This is a genomic window from Paraburkholderia fungorum (assembly GCF_046027605.1).
Classification (GTDB): domain Bacteria; phylum Pseudomonadota; class Gammaproteobacteria; order Burkholderiales; family Burkholderiaceae; genus Paraburkholderia; species Paraburkholderia fungorum_F.
This window is the reverse complement of sequence record NZ_JAQQEF010000020.1, coordinates 1-26214: the sequence shown is the minus strand read 5'-3', so window position 1 is coordinate 26214 and position 26214 is coordinate 1. Positions and strand designations below refer to the sequence as shown.

General features: G+C 60.2%; 25 protein-coding genes and 1 pseudogene. 9 read left to right on the top strand and 17 right to left on the bottom strand.

The window, feature by feature from the left end; all coding sequences use genetic code 11:
- Nucleotide 1: 1 nt before the first annotated feature.
- The 8 genes from PQR53_RS27565 to PQR53_RS27530 all read right to left on the bottom strand — a co-directional run bounded on the left by PQR53_RS27565 (nt 2) and on the right by PQR53_RS27530 (nt 8733).
- Nucleotides 2-679 (bottom strand): GntR family transcriptional regulator, encoded by a 678-nt coding sequence (locus PQR53_RS27565; protein ID WP_408461091.1) that lies wholly within the window; start codon nt 677-679, stop codon nt 2-4.
- Nucleotides 680-812: 133 nt separating this feature from the next.
- Complete coding sequence (locus PQR53_RS27560) at nt 813-2048, bottom strand: metal-dependent hydrolase family protein (protein WP_408461088.1); 1236 nt, start codon at nt 2046-2048, stop codon at nt 813-815.
- Between the two features lie 46 nt (nt 2049-2094).
- Nucleotides 2095-3093: a 4-hydroxyproline epimerase gene (locus tag PQR53_RS27555; RefSeq protein ID WP_408461086.1), complete on the bottom strand. Its 999-nt coding sequence runs from the start codon at nt 3091-3093 to the stop codon at nt 2095-2097.
- A gap of 57 nt (nt 3094-3150) precedes the next feature.
- Complete coding sequence (locus PQR53_RS27550; protein ID WP_408461083.1) at nt 3151-4053, bottom strand: dihydrodipicolinate synthase family protein; 903 nt, start codon at nt 4051-4053, stop codon at nt 3151-3153.
- 68 nt (nt 4054-4121) lie between these two features.
- Entirely contained in the window at nt 4122-5369 is a 1248-nt protein-coding gene (locus PQR53_RS27545) for an NAD(P)/FAD-dependent oxidoreductase (RefSeq protein WP_408461080.1), read from the bottom strand.
- Nucleotides 5370-5456: 87 nt separating this feature from the next.
- On the bottom strand, nt 5457-6605 hold the full coding sequence (locus PQR53_RS27540) for a branched-chain amino acid ABC transporter substrate-binding protein (RefSeq protein ID WP_408461078.1): 1149 nt from the start codon (nt 6603-6605) through the stop codon (nt 5457-5459).
- A 163-nt stretch (nt 6606-6768) separates the two neighbouring features.
- The gene (locus tag PQR53_RS27535; protein WP_408461075.1) at nt 6769-7314 is read right to left on the bottom strand and encodes a GAF domain-containing protein; all 546 of its coding nucleotides are present in this window, start codon (nt 7312-7314) and stop codon (nt 6769-6771) included.
- Between the two features lie 9 nt (nt 7315-7323).
- Nucleotides 7324-8733: an MFS transporter gene (locus PQR53_RS27530; RefSeq protein WP_408461072.1), complete on the bottom strand. Its 1410-nt coding sequence runs from the start codon at nt 8731-8733 to the stop codon at nt 7324-7326.
- 299 nt (nt 8734-9032) lie between these two features.
- Here PQR53_RS27530 and PQR53_RS27525 point away from each other — a divergent pair, with 299 nt between their 5' ends.
- Nucleotides 9033-10568, top strand: coding sequence for a methyl-accepting chemotaxis protein (locus PQR53_RS27525; RefSeq protein ID WP_408461069.1), 1536 nt, complete (start codon nt 9033-9035; stop codon nt 10566-10568).
- Nucleotides 10569-10675: 107 nt separating this feature from the next.
- Here PQR53_RS27525 and PQR53_RS27520 read toward each other — a convergent pair whose 3' ends face one another.
- From PQR53_RS27520 to PQR53_RS27510, 3 genes and pseudogenes are all read right to left on the bottom strand, one after another.
- On the bottom strand, nt 10676-11590 hold the full coding sequence (locus PQR53_RS27520) for a VOC family protein (protein ID WP_408461067.1): 915 nt from the start codon (nt 11588-11590) through the stop codon (nt 10676-10678).
- A pseudogene (locus tag PQR53_RS27515) lies at nt 11526-11933 on the bottom strand (SDR family oxidoreductase); the annotation flags it as partial. The pseudogene PQR53_RS27515 and the gene PQR53_RS27520, both read right to left, overlap by 65 nt.
- Nucleotides 11934-12914: 981 nt before the next feature.
- On the bottom strand, nt 12915-13208 hold the full coding sequence (locus PQR53_RS27510; protein WP_408461064.1) for a hypothetical protein: 294 nt from the start codon (nt 13206-13208) through the stop codon (nt 12915-12917).
- 435 nt (nt 13209-13643) lie between these two features.
- Here PQR53_RS27510 and PQR53_RS27505 point away from each other — a divergent pair, with 435 nt between their 5' ends.
- The 4 genes from PQR53_RS27505 (at nt 13644) to PQR53_RS27490 (ending at nt 16902) form a co-directional block, all read left to right on the top strand.
- Nucleotides 13644-14090 (top strand): cupin domain-containing protein, encoded by a 447-nt coding sequence (locus PQR53_RS27505; RefSeq protein WP_408461062.1) that lies wholly within the window; start codon nt 13644-13646, stop codon nt 14088-14090.
- A gap of 464 nt (nt 14091-14554) precedes the next feature.
- Entirely contained in the window at nt 14555-15301 is a 747-nt protein-coding gene (locus PQR53_RS27500) for an SDR family oxidoreductase (protein WP_408461059.1), read from the top strand.
- 152 nt (nt 15302-15453) lie between these two features.
- On the top strand, nt 15454-16308 hold the full coding sequence (locus tag PQR53_RS27495) for a DJ-1/PfpI family protein (protein ID WP_408461056.1): 855 nt from the start codon (nt 15454-15456) through the stop codon (nt 16306-16308).
- A 129-nt stretch (nt 16309-16437) separates the two neighbouring features.
- Nucleotides 16438-16902: a YybH family protein gene (locus PQR53_RS27490; RefSeq protein WP_408461053.1), complete on the top strand. Its 465-nt coding sequence runs from the start codon at nt 16438-16440 to the stop codon at nt 16900-16902.
- Nucleotides 16903-16963: 61 nt separating this feature from the next.
- Here PQR53_RS27490 and PQR53_RS27485 read toward each other — a convergent pair whose 3' ends face one another.
- On the bottom strand, nt 16964-17911 hold the full coding sequence (locus PQR53_RS27485; RefSeq protein ID WP_408461050.1) for a GlxA family transcriptional regulator: 948 nt from the start codon (nt 17909-17911) through the stop codon (nt 16964-16966).
- 145 nt (nt 17912-18056) lie between these two features.
- Between PQR53_RS27485 and PQR53_RS27480 the strand changes: the two genes are divergently transcribed.
- Nucleotides 18057-18338, top strand: coding sequence for a LysR substrate-binding domain-containing protein (locus tag PQR53_RS27480; protein WP_408461047.1), 282 nt, complete (start codon nt 18057-18059; stop codon nt 18336-18338).
- Nucleotides 18335-18481 carry a hypothetical protein gene (locus PQR53_RS27475; RefSeq protein WP_408461044.1) on the top strand — a complete coding sequence of 49 codons (147 nt, stop codon included), beginning with the start codon at nt 18335-18337 and terminating at the stop codon, nt 18479-18481. The genes PQR53_RS27480 and PQR53_RS27475 overlap by 4 nt, the downstream gene beginning before the upstream one ends.
- Nucleotides 18482-18736: 255 nt before the next feature.
- On the opposite strand, the gene PQR53_RS27470 is transcribed toward PQR53_RS27475, so the two are convergent.
- The 5 genes from PQR53_RS27470 to psrA all read right to left on the bottom strand — a co-directional run bounded on the left by PQR53_RS27470 (nt 18737) and on the right by psrA (nt 24785).
- On the bottom strand, nt 18737-19420 hold the full coding sequence (locus PQR53_RS27470; protein WP_408461042.1) for an MgtC/SapB family protein: 684 nt from the start codon (nt 19418-19420) through the stop codon (nt 18737-18739).
- Nucleotides 19421-19436: 16 nt separating this feature from the next.
- Complete coding sequence (gene phnY / locus PQR53_RS27465; RefSeq protein ID WP_408461039.1) at nt 19437-20888, bottom strand: phosphonoacetaldehyde dehydrogenase; 1452 nt, start codon at nt 20886-20888, stop codon at nt 19437-19439.
- Nucleotides 20885-22180 (bottom strand): phosphonoacetate hydrolase, encoded by a 1296-nt coding sequence (phnA, locus tag PQR53_RS27460; RefSeq protein WP_408461036.1) that lies wholly within the window; start codon nt 22178-22180, stop codon nt 20885-20887. The genes phnY and phnA overlap by 4 nt, the downstream gene beginning before the upstream one ends.
- A gap of 29 nt (nt 22181-22209) precedes the next feature.
- Nucleotides 22210-23514, bottom strand: a complete 1305-nt coding sequence (locus PQR53_RS27455; protein ID WP_408461033.1) for an MFS transporter — start codon at nt 23512-23514, stop codon at nt 22210-22212.
- Nucleotides 23515-23693: 179 nt separating this feature from the next.
- Nucleotides 23694-24785: an iron-containing alcohol dehydrogenase PsrA gene (gene psrA, locus PQR53_RS27450; RefSeq protein WP_408461030.1), complete on the bottom strand. Its 1092-nt coding sequence runs from the start codon at nt 24783-24785 to the stop codon at nt 23694-23696.
- A gap of 101 nt (nt 24786-24886) precedes the next feature.
- Between psrA and PQR53_RS27445 the strand changes: the two genes are divergently transcribed.
- Together PQR53_RS27445 and PQR53_RS27440 are read left to right on the top strand one after the other, a co-directional pair.
- Entirely contained in the window at nt 24887-25780 is an 894-nt protein-coding gene (locus PQR53_RS27445; RefSeq protein ID WP_408461027.1) for a LysR substrate-binding domain-containing protein, read from the top strand.
- A 164-nt stretch (nt 25781-25944) separates the two neighbouring features.
- Nucleotides 25945-26214: dihydroxy-acid dehydratase domain-containing protein (locus PQR53_RS27440; protein ID WP_408461024.1), on the top strand; the 270-nt coding region annotated here is incomplete at its 3' end.

Below are 26214 nucleotides of genomic sequence, written 5' to 3'. Positions count from 1 at the left end.
ATCAGCGCGTCACCACCGCTTCGACAACCGACATGATCTGCTGTGCGGCCGTCTTGACGTGCTGCTCAAGCAGTTTGGCCCCACGCTTCGCGTCGCGATTCCTGCATGCCTCGACCAAGGCCATATGCTCGTCATGCGACTGTTCGCGGATCGGTACCTGCACGGCCTGAAAGCGGAAATAACGATCGCAGCGGTCATGCAAGACCCGCAACATCTGCAGCGTGATATCGCGCTGCGCAGGCAGATAGAGCGTTTCGTGCAAACGCCAGTTCAACTGTCCCCACACGCCCGAGTCTGCCTTGTCCATTTCCTTGACAAGCCGTTCCGCCTTGTCCATCTCGGCCTCGCCGATGCGCGGGATCGCTTCGGAAAAGATCCACGGTTCAAGACGCAGCCTGATGTCGAACGTCTCCTTCACCTCGTCTATCGAAAGTTCAGAGACATATGCGCCCTTGTGCGGGACATTGGTCAGCAAGCCCTCTGCGGTCAAACGAGTGATGGCCTCACGGATAGGAACGCGGCTGACGCCGAGTTCCTCGGCGAGCGCTTCCTGCCGCAAAGGCTCACCCGGAGCCAGATCGCCGCTCAGGATTCGCTGCCGAATCGCCGTCGTGACGAGCTCGACTGTCGTGGGACGGACAATCTTGCGCGTGCTTTCGTCCGCGATGACTTCACTCATCGTGGACGATTCCCTGGTGCGACGTTTGGCGGCTACTGGAGGCATGATCAGTTTCACTAAAGGATTCAGGATACAGTGACCATGCTACCACGGCATCGGCTTTCGGATCCAAAATCCAATGAGCGGCGCTGCGTCACTGCAACGCTTTCCGTACCCACGCGCCGTTCTTCATCACGCCAGCGATGCGCTCGCCCTGCCCGGTAAGGACGCTGATATCTGTTAGCGGATCACCATCGACGACGAGCAGGTCAGCGAATGCTCCCGCGGCGACGACCCCGAGACGGCCCGGCTGCCCAACGATTTCGGCGCCCACCGCCGTGGCCTGACAGATAGTTTCAAAAGCACCGAGAATTTCCGAACGGATCTTCAGTTCGTCGCTTTGATACTCGTGCATGTCGCCCAGCAGGTCGGTGCCTAGTCCCATTTTCACCCCGTTGCGTTTGAGCAGCTCAAGCGCTTTCAGGCCTTGAATACGAACGTTCTCGTTTTTAGCGAGCGCACTTTCTGACACACCGGACTTCGCACCGACCTTGTTCATCGCGTCATAGGTAACGAGCGTCGGCACCGCAAACGCGCCGAACTCCGCCATCACAGCCGCCGCCTCGTCATCGATCAGATTGCCGTGCTCAATCGTGCGTACGCCGAGCTTCACGACGCGGGAGATCGCCTTACCGGTGTAGGCGTGCGCCATGACATAAGTCTGGTGCGACGCCGCTTCCTCCACGATCGCCTTGACCTCGTCGACGGAAAACTGCAGGTTCCCAATCGGATCCGTTGGCGACGCAACGCCACCCGACGCCATGATCTTGATGTGGTGTGCGCCGGCGCGCATCTCTTCGCGCACGGCCCTGCGTACGTCGTCCACGCCATCGACAATGCGGCCGATCGCCCCGAGATTGCGGTGACAGCCGCAGGGGTCGGGATCGGAGTTGTCGAAGCGCTCGCGGAAGTCGCCGTGACCGCCCGTCTGCGACAGCGCCTTACCGGCCACGAACAGGCGCGGTCCGGCGATCACGCCCTCTTCGATCGCACGTGAGAGCGCGTAGTCGGCGCCGCCGGCATCCCGCACGGTTGTGAAACCCCGGTTGAGCATACCGCTCAGTATCGGTACTGCCCGCAAGACGGCAAAGGTGTTCGGCAAACGTCCGTTGGTACCGAGGTGCGCAACCGATGCAATGACGTGCGCATGGCAGTCGATCATCCCGGGCATGACCGTCTTGCCCCCCACGTCGATAACCTGCGCGCCATCTATCGACACCGGTTCGCGAGTGACGTCCTTGATGACCTCGCCGTCGACGACAATTGAATAACGGGCCGAGTCGTTTTCGTGATTCACGTCCAGGACCCGTGCGTTCTTCAGGATCAACATTTCAATTCCCCAGCCGATTTTTGAGCGACCCACGGGCCGCGGTAGATCACTTCAACAAAAAGCCTTTGGCGAGCGGATCACGGTCATCGACAAAGATCGTGTTGTGTCCCGTCACTCGCGCCCACCCTTCGATGCTCGGAATAATCGCGTCGAATTCACCCACCCTGGTCGCTTCTTCCGGCACACCATTGAAGAGCGTTCCAATAATGCTTTCATGAACAAAACGTTCACCGATCTTCAGTTTGCCCTTGGCGACCAGATGTGCCATTCGGGCGGAAGTCCCCGTGCCGCAAGGCGACCGGTCGATGGCCTTGTCACCGTAGAACACGGCATTGCGTGCACTTGCCCCTTCGACCGTCGGCTCACCCGTCCACATCACGTGGCTCAGACCACGGATTTCCGCCTTCTCGGGGTGAACGAACTGATACTTCTCGTTCGCTTTCTGGCGCAGGATCGGACTCAGACGCTGAATATCCGAAGGCGTGAGTGTGTGAAGGCCATCGAAGTTTTTCTGCGGTTCGACGATCGCATAGAAATTTCCACCGTAGGCGACATCGAAGCGGATTTCGCCGAGCCCCTCGACGTCGACCGTCAGGTCCGTCGAGTGAAGGAATGACGGGACATTGATGAGCTGCACGGAATCGACGTTGTCCCCGTCCATCTTGTAGCGGGCAACCACGAGACCGGCCGGCGTGTCCAGACGCAGCACACCGGGTTCGCGCGGACGCACCAGACCGTGCTCGATGGCTGTTGTTACCGTTCCAATGGTGCCGTGGCCGCACATCGGCAGACAGCCGCTGACTTCAATAAACAGGATGGCAACGTCACAGTCGGAACGGGTCGGCGGATAGAGGATACTGCCCGACATCACTTCATGGCCCCGAGGTTCGAACATGAGCGACGTACGGATCCAGTCGAACTCGCGCTCAAAATGTGCACGTCGCTCGATCATGTTCGCGCCTTCCAGCCGCGGCGCGCCGCCTGCGACGACCCGGACCGGATTGCCACACGTATGTCCATCGATGCAAAAGAATGTCGATTTCATAACCCTGCTTTATCCAGAATGACCTGCAAAAAATAGCCTGGCCCAAATCCATCCGCCTTACTTCGACAGCGCACGCACGTTGGCAAGCGTCTTCTCTACGATTGCTACGACCTTCTGGCGCTCTTCGCCTTCGAGCTTCAGGCGCGGGGCCTTCACGGTTTCCGAATAGCCGGCCGTGATGTTCTCGGCCAGCTTGATGTACTGAACGAGCTTCACGTGCGTATCCAGATGGAACAGGTCGATCAGTGCACGGTACAGCTTGCGGGCCCGTTCATAGTCGCCGGCAACGGCCAGATTCAGCAATTCAACCGATTCTTTCGGCACAGCGTTAGCCATGCCGGAGACCCAGCATGCCACGCCCAGCGCGGCGGACTCAAGCACCAGGTCGTCGACACCGCACACGACGGCAAGGCGGTCGCCGAAACGGCCAATCAGATCGGTGACGCGCGTTGTGTCATACGATTCTTCCTTGATGGCTTCGATCGTCGGCTCTTCCAGCAGTTGTGCCACCACATCGGGCGTCAGGTCCACGCCATATCCACGCGGGTTGTTATAGAGCAGGATCGCGAGGCTGGACGCCTGAGCGACAGTCCTGTAGAAGGCAATCGTTTCCCGCGCGTCGGACTTGTACGTGAGACCCGGAAAAACCATCAGGCCCTGAACGCCGAGCGCTTGCGCGTCCTTCGCGTACTGCACGGCATTTGCCGTGGTGGTTTCGGCGAGGCCCGCAATGACCGGCACGCGTCCGTTCACGGTTTCAAGGGCAAGCTTGATTACCGTGCGCTTTTCTTCCGGCGTGAGCTGGGCGCTCTCACCCACCATACCCATCATGACGACGCCACCGACGCCGCTGTCGATGAGGCGATTCAAGCCGGCCTTCATCGCTTCGTGATCGAGAGAACCGTCGTCCTTCAGCTTCGTCGTGACAGCGGGGAACACACCTTTCCAGTTGACTTGCATGGCTACACCTTTAAAAAAATAATCAGAGGCGGGATCTCCCGCGGGTCGATCGAGGTCGCGGGGCCCCGTTAATTCCGGAAGCGGCTGATCGAGTACGGCTCAAGTCCGATTCCGGGCGTTCGATTGGCAAGCAGGTCCGCGACAAGCGCACCCGTTGTTGCCGATTGCGTCAGACCAAGGTGCCCATGGCCGAACGCATAAATGACGGACGGTGCTCGCGGCGATGGGCCGATGACCGGTAGCGAATCCGGTGTGGCCGGACGGTGCCCCATCCATTTCACGGCGCCCTTGTCGTTGATACCGGGCAGGAAGCGCTTTCCGAGCGCGAGCAACGCGTCACTGCGTTTGTAATTCGGTGGCGCCTTGAGACCGGCGAACTCGGCCGCACCGCCAATGCGCACACCGATATCCAGTGGAGTGGCGACAAATTTGCGCTCGGCAAAAATCACTTCGCGCGACAGGCTGATGCCATGTGCGGGAAGCGTCGTGTTGTAACCCCGCTCGCTGTCTAGCAGGACGCGGTCGCCGATCGATCCGGCCAGCGCGGCGGACCATGCACCCGTCGCCACGACGAGGCGGCGCCCCTTTACCCGCTCGCCTGTCTCGGTGACCGCGGCTGGCGCGAGTGCATCAGCGAGATCAAGTGCCTTCACTGCGCCGACCACAAACGTGGCACCGAGTTGCTTCACGCGCTCACGCAGTTGCGTCACGAGGCGCTTCGGGTCGCCGATGTGCGACCAGTCGTCGAGAAACACACCATGACGAAAAACCGGCGCGAGGGACGGTTCGCAATCGCGAACCTCGTCGGCCGACATGGCGTGCCAGCGCACGCCCAGATCCCGTTTGAATGCCCATTCATGCTGGTCTGCGGCGAAGGCCTCGTCGGTCTCGTAGACCGTCAACGCGCCGCGCCGATAAAAGCTGTCCATCGCGCCGATGTCCTTGAACATCGGGACGATGTCGTCGTAGACGCGGTTGTTCAGCATGGCCAAGGCCAGAGAGATTTCGCGGAAACGGTCCTTGTTGCCCGAGCGCTGAAATTCCATGAACCAGGGCAAGGCGCTCGGCACATGTTTCCAGTCAAGTGCCAGCGGCCCCAAAGGATCGAACAGCCACTTAAGAGCCTTCATGTACAACCCGCTCACTGAAATGGGGGTGCTCTCCGTCACGGCGATACCCCCCGCGTTTCCGTGCGACGTACGGTCGCCTTCGAAGTCGCGGTCGATCATGGTGACAGTAGCGCCATCGCGCAGTGCGGACCACGCACAGGCGAGACCGACGATTCCGCTACCGATAACCACAACGTCGGGGGTCATCCGGGAGTTTTGAGCTTGCTGAGTCATTTCCGTGAGTCGAGGTATTGCATGGGTGGACGGCAGATCTTCCGTCCACCGCGGCTTCAGTTACTTGGATCCGAGCACCGTAATCGGCTTCCACTGTCCGTTTTCACACTTGTACACGGTGATGATCGCGTCGCGCAGATCACCGTACTTGTCGTATGCAAAGTGGTCGCTCGTGACGCCCTTCATGTCGGTCTTCGCGAGCACCGGCAGATAGACGGACGGGTCTGACGAATTGGCCTTCTGCATCGCCTGCATCATGGCTATGGCGCCGTCGTACGTGTACGGCGCATAGGTTGTCGGTTCAGAGCCGAACTTGGCCTTGTAGCGCTGCGTGAAGCCCGCGCCCCCCGGCATCTTGTCCAGCGGCAGCCCTGCGAGCGAGACAATCGCGCCGTCCGCCGCCGGTCCGGCAATCTTGATGAAGTCTTCCGTCTTCGACATTTCACCCGAGGCGAATGTCGCCTTCATCGCCAGCGTGCGAGCCTGCTTCACCATGGGTGCGGACTGCGCATCGGCGCCTGCGTAATAGATGAAATCAGGATTCTTCGACTTGATGCCGGTCAGGATCGCCTTGAAGTCAACCGCCTTGTCGGACGTGAACTGATGGTCAATGACGTTGCCGCCGGCCGCCTTCACGGCCATCTCGAACTGCTCCGCGAGACCCTGGCCGTATGCCGTGCGGTCATCGATGATTGCAATGCGCTTCGCATGGAGCGTCTCGACGACGTACTTGCCCATCACACCGCCCTGCTGCGTATCGGACGTCATCATCCGGAACGTGGTCTTGAAACCCTGACGCGTATACGCGGGCGCGGTTGCCGTCGAGATCTGCGGAATGCCTGCGTGCGAATAGATCGCCGAAGCGGGGATTGTCACCCCGGAGTTGAAGTGACCGAGCATGCCCTTGATGCCGTCGTCGACCAGCTTCTGAGCGACGACGGTGCCCGTCTTCGGGTCCGCCTGATCGTCGAGTGCTTCCAGCACGAACTTCGTTTCCTTGCCGTCGATCGTGGGCTTCGTGGCATTGAAGTCGTCAATGGCGAGCTGCACGCCCGACTCGAAATCCTTGCCATACTGAGCCTGCGCGCCCGTCATTGGAGCGGCCAGACCCAGCTTGACCGTTTGTGTTTCAGCGGCCTGGGCGGCGCCGAGCGACAGAAGCAGAAATCCCGAAGCAGCGGCTGCAAAAGCAGTGGTGCGAATTTTCATATCAGTCTCCTTACTACCCGTAAAGCGCGCATCGAGCGCGCCGAAATATTATATTGGATCCAATATACAGCAATTTTTGGTATGATGCGCGCCTTTCAGCGCGTCTGTCAAATGCGCTCGAAAAATTGGCGGAGCGCGATTTTCCGCCACCCCGCCCCAAGTCCTACACCTGTTCCATCACGTCAGGATCCTCAAGCCCACGCAGCCTGTGAACCTGGTCTTCGAGCGGCGCAACCGCTAGTTGTGCGAACACCAGCGCCAGTCCGGTATCAGCATGGTCATACAGCCCCGCTTGGCCAAGCAGATTCATTGTGCCGAGGGTGACGCCATTCTTGCGCACGGGGATATTCAGCACGCTCTCACATCCAATCGACCACAACGTCTCGTATTCCGAAAACACCGACTTGATGTCCTCGCGCGTTGAGCCGACAAAGATCTCACCGCGGTGAAGAACCTGATCCGACCAGCGACTTTGCGTCACCCGCTTGAGTCCGCCTACCGGATTGATATCCAGGCGATTGCTATGCAGACGTCCCAGACGGCTCGACGCCGCGTCATACGCCAGCACGGTAAAGAGCCGCTGGCCGAAGACCTCTGTTAGGGAGCGTTCGAGCTCCGACCATACGAGGTCGGCATCGCCGCCTTTCTGCTGCACCCGGGCGACACGCTCGATCGCCCGTAAAATAAGTGCGTGGTTTGTATTCGTCACGAAAACTCCTTATTTTGCGGGTCGAAGCGCGGCGCTTTGCGCGTCGGGAAGCATGGAGCCGTACTCCGCCTCCGAAATTTCCTCAAGCGTCTTTCCGGTCGTTGAGACGCCCAGGAAAATCACGGCAAGCGCGCCGACCAACAGGATGACCGTGGTCATGCCAAACACACCGGCGAAGCCCCATAACGGGTAGATATAACCCACCAGCATTGGCGAACAGATTGCACCGATACGGCCAAACGCGGACGCCGTGCCCATTCCTGTGGCGCGCAGATGCGTCGGGAACACTTCAGGCGTATAGGCATACTCGCCTGCGTTGACGCCATTCATCGCGAAGGACATGAAGATTGAAGCAAGGACGATCGACGTGTCGCTGCCCGCATTTGCCAGCCAGATACCTGCAGCACAAGCCAATACCATGTAGGTGACGATCGTTGCCTTACGTCCCAGCTTTTCACAAAAATATGCCGACGAGTAGTAACCGGGAATCTGCGCGAGGTAGATCAGGATCGAGACGGAAAAGCTCTTCGTGATGGTCATGCCATGCTGAACGAGCAAGCCGGGGATCCAGACGAAGAAGGCGTACGAGCAGAACGTCACCGACAGCCACAGACACCAGGTCATCAGCGTCGTCTTCGCGAGAGGCGGTTTCCACAGCAGCTTCAGGTTTCCGAAGAAGGAACCCGAATGCTCATAGCTGGCGGCGGCGCCTGTCACAGGCACGACGGGAGGCAGCGTTACGCCTGTGCTTTCGACCTGCCGCTCGATATCGGACACCACGGCTTCGGCTTCCGCATGACGGCCGCGAATCTCCAGCCACCGCGGGGATTCGTGCAGCGAACGCCGCCACCAGAGCAGCACAACCACCGGTACGGAGACGATCACCAACGCGATGCGCCAACCTTCCGGGTTCAGCGGGATCACGAAGTAACCGATTAGCGCCGCAGCCACGAAGCCGAACGAGAAGAAGCCAGCCAGTGCGGCGGTGAAGGCACCCCGATAGCGGTTGCTGACGAACTCCACCAGGAACGGCGCAATGATCGCGCCCTCGGCGCCCATCCCGATGCCTGCTATGGCTCGCAGCAGAGCGAACGTGTGCCAGTCGTTCACGAATGCGTTGATAAACGTCAGCACGCAGAAGAAGGTCAGCGCCCACATCATCACGACGCGGCGGCCAAAACGATCGCCCAGCAGGCCGGCGAACAGCGCGCCGACCAGAAAGCCAACATAGGTGCTGCTGCCGAGAAGCCCGGTTTCGAAACTCGTCAGATGCCACTTGGTGCGGACAACGGGGAGGATGAACGCAATGATGGCTGCGTCGACGGCCTCGAACATGAAGCCCAGACCGCCCATGAGAAGCAGCTTGAAATGAAAACGGCTGAACGGCAGGCGTTCGAGTCGGGCTGCAATCGGTGACATGTCATTGCTCCCAAAATAAGGGATCGACCGATCCAGAACGTTCCGGATCGAAGTGCGATCACAATATCCTGTATCCAAAATCCATAGTCAAGGCCGGGTAAACCTTTTATGGGAGCCACTCGCCTGCTGGACAGTGACTTGATCGTGCGTCCGGATGCACGATGTGTAACCAGACAATTGTCGACGCCGGTCACGTCACGACCTAAAGTCTGGCGCGAGTGGGCCGTAATAAAGGTGAGATAGCGAACCATCTATAAAAACGCCGCGATGCCGGTACACCGGGACGCGCAGGAGACGATATGCAAATTTCAATCAAGATGCGACTCGCCGTCGCGATGACCTTGCTCGCCTGCCTTTTATCGCTCGCCGGGATATTGGGGCTGACCGGCATGTCGGACAGCAATGAGGCCAACCGCGAAACATATAGCAATAAATTGCCGAGCGCGACCTACATTGGCGACATGGAAATCATCCTTGCCCGTCAGCGCGCAGCGCTGCTTCGCGCGGCACTCGATCCCTCGGCGCCGGATCTCGACGTCATCATCGCCAAGGCAAAGGGCTTTGCCAGCCAGTCCCAACAGATCTGGTCACAGTACCTGGCGCTTCCGCGCACGTCCGAGGGAGACCGCCTGACGCAAGATGTGGCGAGAACGCGCGCGGGACTCAACAAGGGTCTCGACGATTTCGCGCTGACGATCAAGGGCGGCGACCCGAAGGACATCATGCGCTCCGCGCTCAAAAATAACGACCTGTATGCGGATTTCACTGCAAGCAACGACCGGCTCAAGAAATTCCTGTTCTCCGCGGCGAAAGCGGATTACGACGCACAACAACAGGCGTTCGAGCTGTTTCGCGTGGTCATTCTGCTGTCTATTGCAGTCGGCGTGCTTGCGTCCGCGTATAGCTGGTACAGCCTGCGTCGCGCCATTGCGCGTCCGCTCGAATCCGCGCTTGCTCACTTCGATCTGATCGCCGCCGGGGATCTGACTCATCGCGTCGAGGTGACTTCTCGCGACGAAATGGGCCAGCTGATGACTGGACTCGCGAAGATGCGGGAAAGTCTGATTCACACGGTGCGGACCGTGCGAAAGGGAAGCGATGCGATTGCTCTGGCGGCCCGGGAAGTCGCTAGCGGAAATTTGGACCTGTCCGCCCGTACCGAGGAACAGGCCGCGTCGCTCGAGCAAACGGCCGCCAGCATGGAAGAACTGACTGGCACGGTCAAGCAGAATGCGGAAAACGCGCGCCAGGCCGCCGGCCTGTCCGTGACGGCCACTGGTACGGCCGACAAGGGCAGCGAAGTGGTCCGGCGGGTGGTCGACACCATGGCCGGGATCGACGAAAGCTCCGGCAAGATAAACGACATCATCAGCATCATCGAAGGCATTGCATTTCAGACCAACATCCTTGCACTCAATGCCGCCGTCGAAGCGGCGCGCGCAGGCGAGCAGGGGCGCGGTTTCGCGGTGGTGGCATCGGAAGTCCGAAGCCTCGCGCAACGTTCGGCGAGCGCCGCGAAGGAGATCAAGCAGTTGATCGAGCAGTCGGTGGCGCGAGTCGAGGTGGGGACAACGCTGGTCGGCGAGGCCGGCGATACGATGACGGAGATTATCGGCTCCGTTAAGCGCGTCAGCGACATCATGGAAGAGATTGCCGCGGCGACAGTCGAGCAGAGCAGCGGTATCGATCAGGTGTCGCTGGCCGTCACACAGATGGACGAGGTCACGCAACAGAATGCGGCGCTGGTCGAGGAAGCAAGCGCCGCCGCGCAATCGCTTGAAGACCAGGCGCGTGCACTGCGCGACGCAGTGGCTGTCTTCAGGCTCGCGGACTAATATTTCGCCTGACAAACGTCGCAGCGAGGTAGCCCACGAGCCGATGAGAACATTCACATGACTCCGCCGGCCGGGAGTGTCGTGATGGCTTTTGTCGGCTATCTGGCTCAGAACACCCCGCTAAACCCATCGCCGCCCATTTTGTAATTGCGGTTAGTCAGATCCGGATTCCGGTTCACCAACGGCCTCGCATACAGCGGATGACGCAGACTGCGTACTTCATGTTCAAGCGTAAAGCAATGCGTTCCACTCACAGGATCGACGAGTTCGGCGAAGCGATATTGGTGGGACTCCTCGCCATAACTCAACCCCCGACCGGCAAGCCGTTCATAAGGTCGGGAGAAATTGGCCACATAGATCTGAATGTGATGCCCATCGTATTCCCGGCTTGCTGAGGGCGTTTCCGTGTAAACGAGTTGTTGATGCCTGCCGACCGGGATCACTGCTTGCTGCGACCCGTTGCGCTCACGTACGTCGACAGAAGCATCGAAAATCTCGCGATAGAACGCAGCAATCGATGTCGCGCAGTGAACGGGTACATCGAGTTGCACATACACGATACCCAGATCGATGCCCGCCCACGGGTCGCTCGCCGCGCACGTGTCGGGATCGAGGCAGTCGTAACGATTCCCCCATGGACAGATCACTTCCACCCGGTCGTCCCGCTCGGTCCATCCGAATCGGGTCTGCTCCAGCAAGGGCGCCACGGCGCGCAACCGCTCGATCAGCGACGCCCGCCTGCCCACGATCAGCCCAACATGTCCGCGAAGGCACTGTGCGTCGCCGTGCGGCAAGTGAATCTGCGAACGGCCGACGTTGATCCACATGTTGGTCACGCCCGTCATAAGAAAGGGATCGCGTGTGAGACCGAGGGCGCTGACATAGAACGCGGTCGCGAGACGCTGGTCCGGGATCGTGAGATTGACGTGTTCGAGCAGCACAAGATTGCCGATGTCTTCACGTGCGTAGTTGGAACGCTCCATCTGTTTGCCCTCGGAGGATTGACACGGTAGATCGAACATACACCACTCGAGCGATCCTCACGACGCCCTTCCCGCGACGCGCGCCTCTGGCAATTCGATGCGTTTGATATCGCCGAGAATGAAGATGTACGACGCCACCCGGGGCAAGCTCTGCGCCAATTGAACGTACGAGCGAACGGGTCGCCGCCTTCGTCGCGGACAGAATGGACAGGCCGGGTGTACCGACTTCATTGAGAAACGACGTCGTAATGACAATCGACGATCCATGCGACAGATGCGCAGCCGCCTTTTGAATCGTGAAGAACACGCCGTTGAAGTTGAGTGCAAACTGCTCGCTGATCTGTTCAGCTGTGACTGCTTCGAGCGGCGCCGCCGTTCCCGCACCGGCATTCGCTTTTGTTCTTGAGCTTCATTACAGACTCCTTGACATGTATGACGTATCGGTAACTTCAATCGGCATAGCGTTGCCGGGAGACACACTATCGTTTCCGCCATCTCCGCCGACAAATGAGAAGATCTTGCCGGGCTGGAAAGAAAAACTATGCTGCCCTTCGAGGAGGCAGGTTTGAAACCATCAACCCTGCTATCGCACTATCATCGGCATGTTGCCGCGGTGCCAACTTGCGCACGCGCTCCTTATAATGAGGTGCCAATTCATCGATTGTTTGGGGTCGCCCTGTCCCCGCCTTCCCGAGCCACGCCTGCGAAGCGACGGGCAGCACTTATGCCTTGAGAGTAGGATGCCGAATCCCATTTACCTTTTGTGAATCAGCGTATCCGTCCCCCCTTGCCGCCTGAATGGCCCTTTCCGCCTGGTCGCGATGTCGCTGGTCGCACCTTCGGCTACCTTGTCGCGCTTCAATATCGCGGCGCCGATGTATGGCTGTGGAAGTGCCGTTGCGGCCGCCACGTGACTGCCAGGCTGGAGGCGGTAGAAGGCGGCAGAACGCGTGATTGTGGCTGCCGTGAGCAGCGTCGTGTCTGGCGGTCCCGCCCAGGCTCACCTGCGCTGCGAGGCGGTGAGGTGTTTGGCCAGCTGACGACCGATCGGTACGCCGGCGATGGTTTGTGGGTTTGCCGGTGCGACTGCGGCGGTGAGGCAACGGTCAGCGCCGGGCGCCTGCGACTGGGCAAGGCGCGTTCGTGCGGCCGCTGCTTCGGCTCTTCGACCGACTGACCGGCACAGTCTGTTCGGTTTGGTCATGGTTACGGTTTTCGTGAGCATCGTCCGCTACGACACACGCTAAGCGTATCGTTCTGCCGGGGGCCTGAAACCGCTCACGCCCCCATCAGCAATGCGCGTCCATGACATCGCTCAGTCGCTTTGCGCTTATCTGCGCCTGGTTGTCGTCCTGAATCGCTGTTATTGGGCAGCCGGCGACACCGTGCTCGGGGTTGCCAGCGTGTTGTGACTCCCGGGAGCGTTGGTGAGGGACGTCGAGCTATTGTTCGTGCTATTCGGCAGACTCGAGTTCGTTGCCCCGGCGCTCATGCCACTCTCCGAGTTGGCGGCGCCAGGCGTGCCGTAGCCGCTCGTTGCAGCAGCCGGCGACACCGTGCTCGGGGTTGCCAACGTGTTGTTGCTCTGTGCATAAGCACCGGCCGACAGCGTGAGTGCGGCGACAGCCGCGATTAATGTGCTGGTTGCCTTGATCATGACCCGCTCCTCCGTAATTGGACTGGAATTGCAACGCAGACGATCCATTCGTGTTTCTGCATGGCGGTCGCTGTACGCTTGTCCCGTGGCATACAAACTTGCGCGACCGTTCGCAGTGGTGCACGAAAAACAAACAATAGATCGCCGCTCAGGAAGCTTAGGAAAGCGGTCGCAGATAATTAAGTGCTTTGTTCGCAAGGGTGAATTTCGGTTTTAGAAATTGCCCTTGGTGAGGGACGCGGCTCGATCTGAGGTCGGTGTGGTTCGGCACCGCCCGGTGCATGCCGGAAGCATCGAACGTCGCGCCAGGATGTTCTCGGCTTTCATGTCGACATGACCAGTAAAGGTTGACCGTTTTCGGACAGTGCGCGGGTGTATTCTGGCATCGTATGCTCGCCATTTCGTCGACGTCGGCGCTCATTGTCTGGAGAAGCGATGAACATTAGCGCACACAAGCCTGTCACCTCCACCTGCCAACTGGTGCAAGCTGGCCCAGAGTTCGAGGGGAAGCAAGGGCTGACCTACGCTGTAGGTATCTCAGCTGAAAGTGTGGGATCGAAGTATGTGCATCTTCAGCTTGCAACCATTCCGCCAGGAGGCCGTGCCAAAGCGCATCTCCATGCGGAACATGAGACGGCTATCTATCAGCTGAGCGGCGTCTCGGGTTGCTGGTATGGCGAACGATTGGAACACCATGTGGTGGTCCGAGCCGGAGATTTCTTCTACATCCCCGCAGGGGTGCCGCATGTTCCGTACAACGCAAGCGCGGACGAGCCTTGCGTCGCAGTGATCGCCCGAACGGATCCCAACGAGCAGGAAAGCGTCACCATGCGGCCGGATCTTGATGCCTTGCCCGACTGGTCGAGCATTACGCCTTCATAGCTCTAATTGCGCTGAGTGCAACGGAGCAGTTGCACCGTGCCGCGTAGCCCTATCGTCGCTGAGCAGAACAGGCGACTGTCTGGAACTGCACATGCCGTTTGAAGGCATGCGACCCACTTCGACCCATCGCCAACCCTGCTTTCCAGTCCACTCGGTCGCGCTCGCGAAATGCCGGTCACGTTCGTTCGAAATAACCACATACCGCCGATACGGCCTTCAGGTACGCGAGAGGTTCAGCGTCGAGACGATGGGCCGGCGCCTTATGCCAACGCCAGATCTTCAAGCTCGTTATCCGGCCATTAGCCTACGGTCTCGTGGCGTTTTTTGAGGGTTATACGACCTTTGCGCCATTCATCTCAAGTTCCATAATTCGCACAGGAAATCAAGCCGAGACACGCGCGCAAATATGATCGCGCGTTGGACTTTCGGCTTGATCAATCACGAAGCAGAGAAAGGAACAGAAGATGAGGCTTAAGAACAAGTCAGCTTTGATCACCGGCGGTACTAGTGGCATCGGTCTCGCGACCGCCAGGCTCTTCATTGCAGAAGGCGCTCGGGTAGCGGTTACTGGTCGCGATGTGGCCGCATTTGAGCGTGTGAAAGCCGAGCTTGGGGAGAACGCGCTTGTTCTCAAGGGCGACGTACGCTCGATCAAGGACATGCAGGCGATTGCCGCTGAGGTGAAAGAGAAGTTCGGCGGTTTGGATGTCGTGTTTGCCAACGCGGGTCGAGCTTTCCCGTCCGCGGTCAACGACATCGACGAAGATCTCTATAACGAGATTATGGACATCAACGTCAAGGGCGTGGTGGTCACGCTTCAGGCGGTGCTGCCTGATTTGCGTGAGGGCTCTTCTGTCATTCTCAATACATCGTTCGTCGCGCAGACCGGCAAGCACGGCATCTCGTTGACTGCGGCGGCGAAGGCAGCCGTTCGATCACTTGCCCGCAGTTGGTCCTACGAGTTTCTCGACCGCAAAATCCGCTTTAACGCGATCGCTCCTGGCGCGATGGACACGCCCCTGATCACCAAGTGGGGCATGTCCGACGAGTGGGTTCGCGACCGTAAGGCCGAATTCGCCAAAGCTATTCCAGTGGGCTACATGGGCAAGGCCGAGGACATTGCTTATGCGGCGCTCTATCTCGCTAGCGACGAATCCTCCTACGTCGTCGGCACCGAACTGGTTGTCGATGGCGGCGCCTCGCAACTTTAAGGCTTCGGTTCCCGATTCCAGAGCCCTACACGTTTGCGGCTCGTCCACATCTTAATCACACCCCTGCCGCGCTTTTCGTCGTGGTGGTTCTTTAATCCGGCCTACCCTGGATGTGCTCGCAGAGGGGGGCCGAAGTACAAGGCGATATTATCTTGACCGACAATAGCGAAAACAAAGCCTCCGGCGAGCGACTCATCAGCGCCGGCAAGTCTCGCCGCGATCTTCTCAAGTTTGGAAGCTTGACTGCGCTCGGCGCCATCCTGGGAGGCGCAGGCTTGCTTGGCCACGCCACCCCCGCTCTTGCGCAGGCAGGCAGCGAGGGGGAACTTGCCCCGAATGATCCCCTCAATATTTTGATCGTAAATTACGATGGCGGCACGCTTCTCGATTTCGCCGGCCCCAGCGAGATTTTTCACCGGCTACCGAATACGAACGTTCGCTATGCGAGCCTCAATGGGGGCAACGTGACCCTCGAGTTTGGGGTCGTGTATGGCAACACTGAACGACTGGCCGATATTGAGAAGACAGACATGATCCTGGTCCCCGGCGGGTCTAATTTGGCGACACCGATGCGCCCAGAGTATCAAGCTCAAATCCGGCGCCTGGCTGAAGGCGCCAAATATGTTACTTCGGTTTGCAACGGATCGCTCGTGCTCGCCGCAACAGGCGTTCTCAAAGGTAAGCGAAGCGCCTGCCATTGGGCCTTCGTCAACAAGCTGTCTGAATATGGCGCCATCCCCGTTCCGGATCGTTTCGTAGAAGACGACAACGGCCGGTTCATGAGCGGCGGCGGCGTAACGGCGGGCATCGACTTTGCACTTCGCGTTGCCGCGAAGCTGCGCGGTCAAAAAGCCGCTGAATTCACTCAGCTCGTGATCGAATATGATCCTGCCCCGCCGTTCCATTCCGGTCATCCCAGAGACGCGCGGCCAGAAGTCATTGCGATGGTCGACAAGGAACTGCCCGGCGCATCCAAGGGTCTTGCCCGAATCCCAGGCGTTCGCTGAAACGCATGCGGGCTATGTGCACGAGGCCACACCGCTGGCCTCGATGAAGGCCGCAACCGACATTGTCTGTCCCACCTGCCCAATGCGGTGCGGCCCCCTCCAATTCAAGTCAAGATCGGAAATCATTAGATGCGACAGATTCGTCTTTATGCCGCTGCCCTTGCAGCCAGTCTCCCCCTTTTCGCCTTAGCCGCGCCTGCAACTGCCGGCGCCCCGAAGAGTTCAACTGAAACGGCCATTAAAGCAGAGAACGCACGATGGGCTGAAGCTTTTGGGCGAGGTGATTATGAGGCGATAGGCCGCCTCTACACACAAGATGGCGCGCTGTTACCGCCCGGGGGCGACAGAGTCACCGGGGCCGGCGCGATCACCGACTACTTCACCAAGGGCTATGCTGGATCCAAGCCACACACCGTATCCTTCAGCAATTACGAGTTCTACGGTAACGACCGGATCGTGACCGAAGTGTCGGATGCTGAGCTTCATGATCCCAGCGGGAAGCTCGAATTCCGCGGAAAGCAGATCCTCATCTTCCTGAAGCAGGGTGGCGCCTGGAAGCTACATCGCGACATCTGGAATAGTTACGCTCCCTGAAACCTGACGATCGTTAGGTGTCCGGCGAAAGTCTCCTGGGTGGCGGGTCTGAAAGCAGTAATCAGCGCTCACCGTTCAACCTGCTCTCGCGCCGGATCGATTGCGGCGGATGCCCGTGCAGTTTGACGAATGCCCTCCGCATCCGCTCCGGATCGGTGAATCCCACAGCCAGAGCAATCTGTTCAATCGGTTCGCTACCATCCTGCAAGCGCAGCCGCGCAGCTTCAACCCGCAAGCGCTCAACCGCCTTAGCAGGCGTTTCACCAGTTTCCCGGCGAAATGCTCGTCCGAATTGTCGCAGACTTAATCTTGCGGCATCGGCGAGCCGCTCGACAGGTAGCGCTTCAGCCAGATGTTCTCGGGCAAAATTCAGAGCAATGCGGATACGATCCGACTCCGGCTCCATTTGCGACATAGCAGAGAATTGGGACTGACCTCCAGGTCGGCGATACGGAACGACCAAACGCCTGGCGACAGCGCGTGCAATTTCCGCGCCCATGTCTCTTTCAATCATGGCGAGCGCCAGGTCTATTCCGGAGGCGATGCCAGCCGATGTCCAGATGTGGCCGTCCGCTATATAGATACTATCGCCCTCGACCCTGGTGCGAGGGAAACGCGACTGCAATTGAGCAGCGTACAGCCAGTGCGTCGTTGCTCTCAGGCCGTCCAGCAAGCCGGTTTCCGCGAGCAAAAACGCGCCCGTGCATACGCTTGCCACCCGTGAAGCTCTGGAGCCTAATTTCCTGGCGGCGGCGATGTTCTCCGATGTCTGCATCGGATCGATATCGCCGCCCACAAATACGACGGTGTCAAACCTGCGCTTCCCGATCGGCTTTGTCTCGATCGGCAGGCCCGTATTGCCAAGAACTGGCCCTCCGGGCTGCGAGATGACATGAAGATCATATGGGGTATGGCCAGCGGCTTGGGCCACCTGATTAAAAGTCGAAAGTGGTCCAGCAAGATCAAGAGCATCGTGACCACGACAAACGAAGAATCCAATTCGATGCATGAGGAGGTAGCTAACTGGAAATTTTCTATATGACGTATTTTACGGAAAACCCTTAAATAACGCCATCTTGGATTTCCTTGTTTGGTGTGGCCGGTGGCCGAGTGCCGCCTGTCCTGAACACACGCAGTTCTGCGATCTCGGTGGAGTGGCATACGTCAGCCACGGTGCATCCGGCATCGAATCGAGTCTGATCAGCAGTTCATCCGCGGTGTGCGCATTCCCCGCGAATCATCCGCTCGGGCGCAAGGCCGTGCTCGGGCCCACCGACCTGTGGGACGAACAGTTCATCGCGCTGTCGCTTCTCGGTGGCACAGGCATGAAAGTCGATCAGCGCTTCCGGGAAGCCGGCATTGTGCCGCGCAACTCGACGCTCGAAACTCCTTTCGAGGCGACGGTCTGCGCGATGATCGCGGGGGAGTCGGCGTGAGCGTCGCCAGTCAAGTGGTGGCGCGCGCCTGCGTGCATGCGGAACTGGACTTCCACCCGCTCGCGCCAGAGATCATTTCTGAGTCGCATTTGCTGCGCTCGAAGCACGCACCGGAAATTGCGGTCATGCTCACCGTCTCATAAGCGAACTGGTCAGTTGGCCGTGAGCGTCTTCAGTCGCGCAAGCAATTCGCGGTATCCGGTCGATGGTCGTGCGCTTCGCTCCGACGGTGCACGGCGCAGGCGGCGACCACGGATTCGTCACGGTGCTGGCGCGCATCGCTCGCGAAAAGCGCATGTCGGGCTACGCGCACCCCAGCGCTAGCGACCCGCACGCGGCGAGGCCGAACGCCGCGCCGAGCTCCCAACGCGCTGACTGCATGATCGCGGCGTGACCGGTCAGTGCACGTCGATCTCCTCGATCTCGTGCACACCGGCCACCTTTCCGAGCGTGTTGCGATAAGCAACGAACTCGTCCGCGGACATTCGCGCCAGCGAAATCGTGACGAGATCGCGCTGCTCATTGTCGTCCGGGTGGACGCTGATATGCCTGAGGCGCGGGCTGTCCTCGCCGAACAGGCGACAAAGCACCGGTAACGTCAGCGCCCCCCGATCCACCTGAAGTCGCAGCGCTCGACGCAGCCGCCCTTTCGAACGCAACTGGCGGGCGACCGGCTTGACCCATGTGAGCGTCAAAAGAATGATCACTGTTGCCGCCAGCGCCAACACGTAGAGGCCGCCACCCGCTGCGAGCCCAATACCGGCCACGGCCCAGACGCTCGCCGCCGTCGTCAACCCTCGCACCACTTCGCCGCGTAACAGGATCGCGCCGGCGCCGAGAAAGCCGATTCCCGACACGACCTGTGCCGCGACACGTGATGGATCGAGAGCGACGTTCGGCATCGAGCGAGTGTCCTCGAAGCCGAACGCCGAGACCATCATGACCAGGGCGGACGCCACGCACACCAGCATGTGCGTGCGCAGCCCGGCGGGAAACGCAAAGCGCTCCCGCTCGAAGCCGATGGCGCCGCCCAGCACCGCGGCGAACAGCAGCCTCGCGACCAATTCGATGTTGGATGGCATCACGTCCTCCGCAGTTTCAGCCCCAAGGCAAGGTAAACGTCTTCACATTCGTGAAGCTCTTCATCGCTTCCTGGACGCCTTCCTTATGGCCCAGACCCGAATCCTTGATGCCGCCGAACGGCGTCAACTCGATCCGGTAGCCGGGCACTTCCCATACGTTCACGGTGCCCACGTTGAGCTCGTTCGCGAATCGCGTGACGTGTTCGAGGTTGTTCGTGCAGACGCCCGATGAGAGGCCGTACGCGGTGCCATTGGCGATCTGGATGGCCTCGTCGAGATCCTTGAACGTGATGATCGGCGAAACCGGTCCGAAGGTTTCCTGCGCGACCAGTTCCATCGACGGCGTGACGCGGTCCAGCACGGTCGGTGGAAAGAGCGCGCCCTCGCGCTGGTTGCCGCTCAGCAGGCGTGCGCCCTGTGCAATAGCCTCGTTCACGCGCGCTTCGAAGAGCGTCGCGGCGGCCGCGTCGATCACGGTGCCCATGTCGGTGTCGGCATCGGTCGGATCGCCGCACTTCCACGCGCGGGTCTTTTCCACCACCAGATCGGTGAAGCGCTCAGCAACCGTCCGTTGCACCAGAATCCGTTTGACCGCCGTGCAGCGTTGCCCGGAGTTCTTGTACGATCCGAGCACCGCAAGATCCGCCGCACGGTCGAGATCGGCGTCGTCCATCACGATCAGCGGATCGTTGCCGCCGAGCTCAAGTATCACGCGCCGATAGCCGGCCCGCTGCGCGATGTATTTGCCGATGGCCACGCCGCCGGTGAAGGTCACCAGCGCGACGTTCGCGTTGGTGATCAATTCGTCGGCGATCTCGGCGGGAGCGCCGGTCACGACCTGCAGCATCGGCGGCGGCAAGCCCGCTTCATAGAGCAGATCCGCGAGGTAGCAGGCGGATAACGGTACCTTTTCCGATGGCTTCAGCACCGTCCGGTTATTGGTGGCGATCGCCGGCGCGATCTTGTGCGCGACCTGGTTCATCGGGTGATTGAACGGCGTGATTGCCGTGATGACGCCGAGCAGCGGTTCGCGTTGCGTGACCACGCGGCGCTTCTTTCCATGCGGCGTCAGATCGCATGAGAACACCTGGCCGTCGTCACGCAAGGCCTCGTTTGCTGAGAAATTGAACACATCGGCGACGCGCCCGATCTCGTAGCGCGAGTCCTTCATGCACAGCCCCGATTCGAGCGTGACCAGCGCCGCCGCCTCTTCAGTTCGACTGCGCAGCAGTTCCGCCGCGCGATTGAGGATGGACGCGCGCTCGAAGCGCGACAACTTCGGCTTATATCGCATGGCCGCATCGTAGGCCAAGCGCACGTCGTCGACCGACGCCTTGGGCACGGTGCCCACCACGTCTCCGGTGTAGGGGTTCGTCACTTCAATGATGCGGTCGCGCGTCAGCTTGTTGCCGTCGATGCGCAGCGCCTCTTCGCGAAACTGGGACGGTTTCAGATCGATATGATTCATGCGTGCTGCTCCGGAAGATGGGCGTCGGCGGCGTGTTCGTGCAGGGCATTCAACGCGAGATCGAACACGTCGAAATTCCTCAGCGCCCGTCCTTCGAGCGCCTCGGCAAGCGGACGGTTGAACAACAGCGGCACGGTCTGCTCCGACAGGCCACCGTGCGATCGCAATGGCACGGTCAATCCCGACAGGTCGTGCGCGGCGGCGCTACTGCCGAGCACGTACGATTTATCGCTAATCACGACGAGATCGCCGACGCGGTCCGGCGGCAATTCGAAGCGCGCGCACGCTTCGTCGCGAGTCAATACCGCCTCGATGTGCGGCAAATCCATCAGCCGCCTGCGCAGCACGACACCGTCGTCGCCCGACGGCAGATACACCGTCGCGTACGACCCCAGCGCGCCATGGTGGCGCACGTACGGATCCGTGATCGGCAGGATCACTCGCGGACCGCCGTCGGCGACACCGCGCCCCAGCCAGTCGTCGAGCAGGTCCTGCAGATAGATGATGTTCGGCTCACCGGTTTTCGGATCGTGCTTGGCGTTCATCCCGTGATCCGCCGTGATGCCGAGCACCGCGCCCAGTTCGTGCAGACGCGACAGATAGCGGTCCATCATCGCGTAAAACGCGTTTGCGCCCTCGGTGCCCGGCGCAAACTTGTGCTGGACGTAGTCGGTCGTCGACAGATACATCAGATCCGCCCGATCGTTTTCGAGCAGCCACACGCCGGTCGCGAATACGAATTCGGACAGGGCCGCGCTGTAAATCTCCGGCAGCGGCATGTTCACGCGCTCCAGCAGCCGGTCGATGCCGTTTGCCTCGACCGTGGCCTCGTCGGCTTTTTCCGCCGACACGCAGATGCCTTTCAGCCCGTGGCCGAGCAACGCCCGCAGCTTGTCTTTCGCGGTGACCACGGCGACCCGCGAGCCCGCTGCGGCGGCGGCGGCCAGCAGCGTGCCGGCGCGCAGATAGCGCGGATCGTTCATCAGCACTTCGCGGCCGCGGCCTGCATCGGCGTCGCGATCATAGAAATAGTTGCCGCAGATGCCGTGCACGGCCGGCGGCGCGCCGCACACGATCGACAGGTTGTTCGGGTTGGTGAACGACGGCATCACGCATTTCGCCTTTAGCGCGGTACCGTTTGTGAGCAGTTCAGCCAGAAACGGCGTGGCCCCGGCTTCCGCCGCGCGATACAGATAGTCGTATTCGCAGCCATCAATGCAGACGATCACTGTCGGACGGCGCGGCAAGCGATAACTTCTGCCGTTGACGGCAATAGTTGGAACTGAATTCATATCGGGCTCCCCTGATGAAAATCGGATAGTCAAAACGTGCGCCGGATGAAGTACGTGCAAACCGAGCTGAGCAAGCCGACACACGCGATGTAGAGCGCGACCCACCACGGCTGCAGATTGCCGTAATGCAGCAGCGACGTGGCGACGAGCGGCGTGATCGAGCTGGAGACGATGCCCGACACCTGATACACGATCGAGATACCGCTATAGCGCACCCGCGTATCGAACAGTTCGCAGAACATCGCGGCCTCGGGACCGTAGACGAACGCGTAGATCACGCCGAGTACGATCACGATCGTGGCCGTCACGGCAGCGAGACTGGTCGAATAGTGAAATACCGCGAACGACGGCCATGCGCTCAAGCCGCAGACCAGTGCGCCCCAGCCGAACACCTTGCGGCGGCCAATCCGGTCCGACAGGCGCGAGGCGAGTGGAATCATGAAGATCAGCACGAGTGCGGCAAGCGTCACGGCCATCAGAATCGACGACTTCGCGTAGTGCTGGATGCCGATCAGATAGCTCAACGCGAACACCGCATAGGTGTTGAAAATGACACCGTCGATATAGCGGGCGCCCCAACCCAGCAGCACGTTGCCGCGATAGTCGGCGAAAACTTCGCGAACCGGTACTTTCGCGACGGCGTGCGCGTCGCGCAGCTTCGTGAACGCGGGCGTTTCCACGACGCGCAGCCGGATAAACATTCCCACAGCGACGAGCAGAATGCTGGCCATGAAGGCGACCCGCCAGCCCCATTGCAGGAACGCGTCGGGCGTGAGCCAGGTCGTCAGGACGGCGACCGCGCCGCTGCTCAGACACAGGCCGATCGCGAGCCCGATCTGCGGATAGGATGCGTACAGGCCGCGCTGTTTGCGAGGCGCATACTCGAAGGCCATCAGCACGGCGCCGCCCCATTCGCCGCCGAGACCGATGCCTTGCAACAGCCGCAACAGCAGCAGACAGACCGGCGCCCAGATGCCGATCGACGCGTAGGTCGGCAACACGCCGATCAGGAACGTGGACACGCCCATGATCGAAAGCGTCAGCACGAGCAGCGGCTTGCGTCCGAAGCGATCACCGAAATGACCGAAGATCACGCCGCCGAGCGGCCGCGTGACGAAGCCGACCGCGTACACGGTGTACGCCAGCATGGTGGAAACAAAGGCGTTGCCGGTCGGAAAGAAAAGCTTGTCGAACACGAGTCCGGTGATCGTGCCGTAGAGAAAAAAGTCGTACCACTCGACGGTCGTGCCGATCAGACTGGCTAGGGCAACCGACTTGACAGACCTGACGTCGACGTTGACCGTCGCGCCTCCTGCAATATCCACTGCTTCCATTGCTTGTCTCCTGTTAGTTGCCGGGCCCGTGGCGTCATCTGACGTCCGCTGCCTCGGCACTTGCCTTTTAGATGGCTTTTGTCGCGCGACAAGTTACGCCGCGGTGAAACCGGATCGCTCTTTTCCTCCTGGATTGCGCTCAGCAATGCTGATGCGGTTGGTTCGCCGCTGCCCGAACATCAGGCCGCTGCGGCGATGAAGTTACGTCCGCGCGGCCCACTCAACGCATGCGCGATCATCCGGTCCGATTCATCGACGCTTACGCCATAGCTCGAAAACGACGTGTGCACACCCAGTCCTTCGAGGAAACCGGTCAGATAGTCGCGTGCCTCAGACAACGGGCACGGAAAGACTTTGGCAAGCACGGCGTCACGCTCGGCGTTTTTCCCCAGCGCGAGATCCAGCACCATCGGCAGCGTAAATGAACAGGCGATCCCATGGGGCAGACCGTGATGGATCGTCATCTCATACGAAATCGAATGGGCTAGCGCGGTCTTCGTGTTCGAGAACGCGAGCCCCGCTTTGAGCGCGGCGAGCGAGGCCCGTTCGCGCAACGTCCGGTCCTGCAGATTGCCGACCAGCTCAGGCAGCGTAGCCAGCATGTCGCGCGCGGCGGACACGGCGAATTCGTCGGAGATCGGATTCGCATTGACATTCCAGATCGCTTCGAGCGCATGCGAAAGTGCGTCGAGACCGCTTTGCACCGTGACTGATTGCGGTAGCGACAGCGTGAGATCCGGATCGACGATCGCGGCCTCCGGCCAGGTCTGCGGGAGTTGCAGCGAATACTTGCGTTGCTTGATCGTGCGGTCCCAGATCGTCGCCCATGGTGTCACTTCGCTGCCGGTGCCCGCCGTGGTCGGCACCGTGATCAGCGATTTCACACGCGGCGGCGTGAACGGTTTGCCCACATCGAGCAAGGCCAGGAGTTCGTCGAATTCGTTGCGCTCCGTCCCGACCATCAGCGTTTTCGCCGTGTCGAGCACGCTGCCGCCGCCGATCGCGACGATCACGGGACAGCTCTCGTGCCGCCGCCAGAAATCGCGATACAGGCCGGCAATGTGAGTGACGTCCGGATTCGGCTGCACATCGTCGATGACCGCGACCACGCTGTCTCCGCACAGCTCGCGCACACGCCGTACGAGTCCGATCTGCGCCGCCTCCGCGAACGTCACCACGACGGCACGGCGGCCGCCGAGAATCTCGGGCAAGCGCGTGATGCAACCGGCTCCGAAATTGACCTCTACAGGATTCCAAAAGACACCGTTCATCGTCTCCCCTCGTTTGGTAGGTGTTCGTCACGAGTGAATTATGGGAAACATCGATGTATAGTAAAAATACAAATATTTCCATTGATGTATTCAAACAAGCTATGCGACTCACCCAATTGCGCTCGTTTTACGCAGTCGGCAAGCACGGCAGCGTGACCGCTGCCGCTCGCGCGCTACACGTCAGCCAGCCGACGGTCACGACGCAGGTGCGCGATCTGGAGGAAAGCTACGGGGTCGAGCTCTTCCATCGCAGCGGCCGTCGGATCATCTTGACCGCGGCTGGCGAAACCCTGTTTGCGATTGCTCAGCGGATGTTCGGTAACGAACAGGAGGCTATCGATTTTCTGAAGGAATCGGCGGGCCTGAGCACCGGCATCATCCGTGTGGGGGCCGTCGGGCCATTGCACGCAATGGAAATCGTCGCGGCGTTTCATCGTCGCTACCCGGGGCTGCGCGTATCGATCCGGCTCGGCAATTCCGAGGAAACCGTGCACGGCCTGTTGTCGTATGAAACGGACGTCGCAGTGCTGGCGCAATACGGTGCCAACCCTCTGCTCCATTACGTGCCCTATCGGCAGCACCCGCTGGTCATCATCGTTCCGGCGACGCATCGGCTGGCGCGCCGGCGCAGCGTCCGCCTGGAAGAACTTCGCGACGAACCGATGATCATGCGAGAGCCGGGCTCCACCACCCGCAAGGCGCTGGAAGACGCACTACGTCAGCACAGCATCGAACCGAATTTTTCGCTGGAAGTGGGCAGCCGCGAGGCCGTGCGCGAAGCGGTCATACTCGGACTCGGCATAGCTGCGGTGTCGGAGCGCGAACATGTCGATGATTCGCGACTGCGCAAGCTGACGATCCAGGGTGAGCACGTGCTGACGCACGCGCATGTCGCCTGCCTCGCCGAGCGTAAAGCCGCACGGCTCGTGCAGGCTTTCCTGGATGTGGTCAATCAGGTATTGACCGAAAAGGACGCCGAGGCCGCCGCAAACTGAGTGCGGGCAGGCCGTGTGGCGTTCAGAAGCGGGATTCTGGGTTATATGTTTGTCATATTGCGGTGCGATCTCAACACAACGGATCGCGGCGGAGCACTCCGCTCGAACGGATAGTCGATTAGCGGGTTGTCAAAGGGTACTCAACAGATACAGGAGGAGACATCATGCGTAAACTTCGCTCGCAGAGCTGGTTCGGCCGGAACGATAAGGACAGTTTCATTCATCGCTCGTGGATGAAAAACCAGGGCATTCCACACGACGAATTCGACGGACGACCGGTGATCGGCATCTGCAATACGTGGTCGGAACTGACCCCGTGTAACGCGCATTTTCGCGAGCTCGCCGAGTACGTGAAAAAAGGCGTCCACGAAGCAGGCGGTCTGCCGCTCGAATTTCCGGTGATGTCGCTCGGCGAATCGAATCTGCGGCCTACT

Coding starts and splice junctions, on each gene's coding strand:
- PQR53_RS27505 (WP_408461062.1), top strand. CDS start 13,644: ATGAACATTAGCGCACACAAGCCTGTCACCTCCACCTGCCAACTGGTG.
- PQR53_RS27470 (WP_408461042.1), bottom strand. CDS start 19,420: ATGCCATCCAACATCGAATTGGTCGCGAGGCTGCTGTTCGCCGCGGTG.
- PQR53_RS27530 (WP_408461072.1), bottom strand. CDS start 8,733: ATGTCACCGATTGCAGCCCGACTCGAACGCCTGCCGTTCAGCCGTTTT.
- PQR53_RS27560 (WP_408461088.1), bottom strand. CDS start 2,048: ATGTTGATCCTGAAGAACGCACGGGTCCTGGACGTGAATCACGAAAAC.
- PQR53_RS27445 (WP_408461027.1), top strand. CDS start 24,887: ATGCGACTCACCCAATTGCGCTCGTTTTACGCAGTCGGCAAGCACGGC.
- PQR53_RS27455 (WP_408461033.1), bottom strand. CDS start 23,514: ATGGAAGCAGTGGATATTGCAGGAGGCGCGACGGTCAACGTCGACGTC.
- PQR53_RS27485 (WP_408461050.1), bottom strand. CDS start 17,911: ATGCATCGAATTGGATTCTTCGTTTGTCGTGGTCACGATGCTCTTGAT.
- PQR53_RS27555 (WP_408461086.1), bottom strand. CDS start 3,093: ATGAAATCGACATTCTTTTGCATCGATGGACATACGTGTGGCAATCCG.
- phnY (WP_408461039.1), bottom strand. CDS start 20,888: ATGAATCATATCGATCTGAAACCGTCCCAGTTTCGCGAAGAGGCGCTG.
- psrA (WP_408461030.1), bottom strand. CDS start 24,785: ATGAACGGTGTCTTTTGGAATCCTGTAGAGGTCAATTTCGGAGCCGGT.
- PQR53_RS27520 (WP_408461067.1), bottom strand. CDS start 11,590: ATGTTCGATCTACCGTGTCAATCCTCCGAGGGCAAACAGATGGAGCGT.
- PQR53_RS27500 (WP_408461059.1), top strand. CDS start 14,555: ATGAGGCTTAAGAACAAGTCAGCTTTGATCACCGGCGGTACTAGTGGC.
- phnA (WP_408461036.1), bottom strand. CDS start 22,180: ATGAATTCAGTTCCAACTATTGCCGTCAACGGCAGAAGTTATCGCTTG.
- PQR53_RS27545 (WP_408461080.1), bottom strand. CDS start 5,369: ATGACCCCCGACGTTGTGGTTATCGGTAGCGGAATCGTCGGTCTCGCC.
- PQR53_RS27510 (WP_408461064.1), bottom strand. CDS start 13,208: ATGATCAAGGCAACCAGCACATTAATCGCGGCTGTCGCCGCACTCACG.
- PQR53_RS27565 (WP_408461091.1), bottom strand. CDS start 679: ATGAGTGAAGTCATCGCGGACGAAAGCACGCGCAAGATTGTCCGTCCC.
- PQR53_RS27550 (WP_408461083.1), bottom strand. CDS start 4,053: ATGCAAGTCAACTGGAAAGGTGTGTTCCCCGCTGTCACGACGAAGCTG.
- PQR53_RS27525 (WP_408461069.1), top strand. CDS start 9,033: ATGCAAATTTCAATCAAGATGCGACTCGCCGTCGCGATGACCTTGCTC.
- PQR53_RS27540 (WP_408461078.1), bottom strand. CDS start 6,605: ATGAAAATTCGCACCACTGCTTTTGCAGCCGCTGCTTCGGGATTTCTG.
- PQR53_RS27490 (WP_408461053.1), top strand. CDS start 16,438: ATGCGACAGATTCGTCTTTATGCCGCTGCCCTTGCAGCCAGTCTCCCC.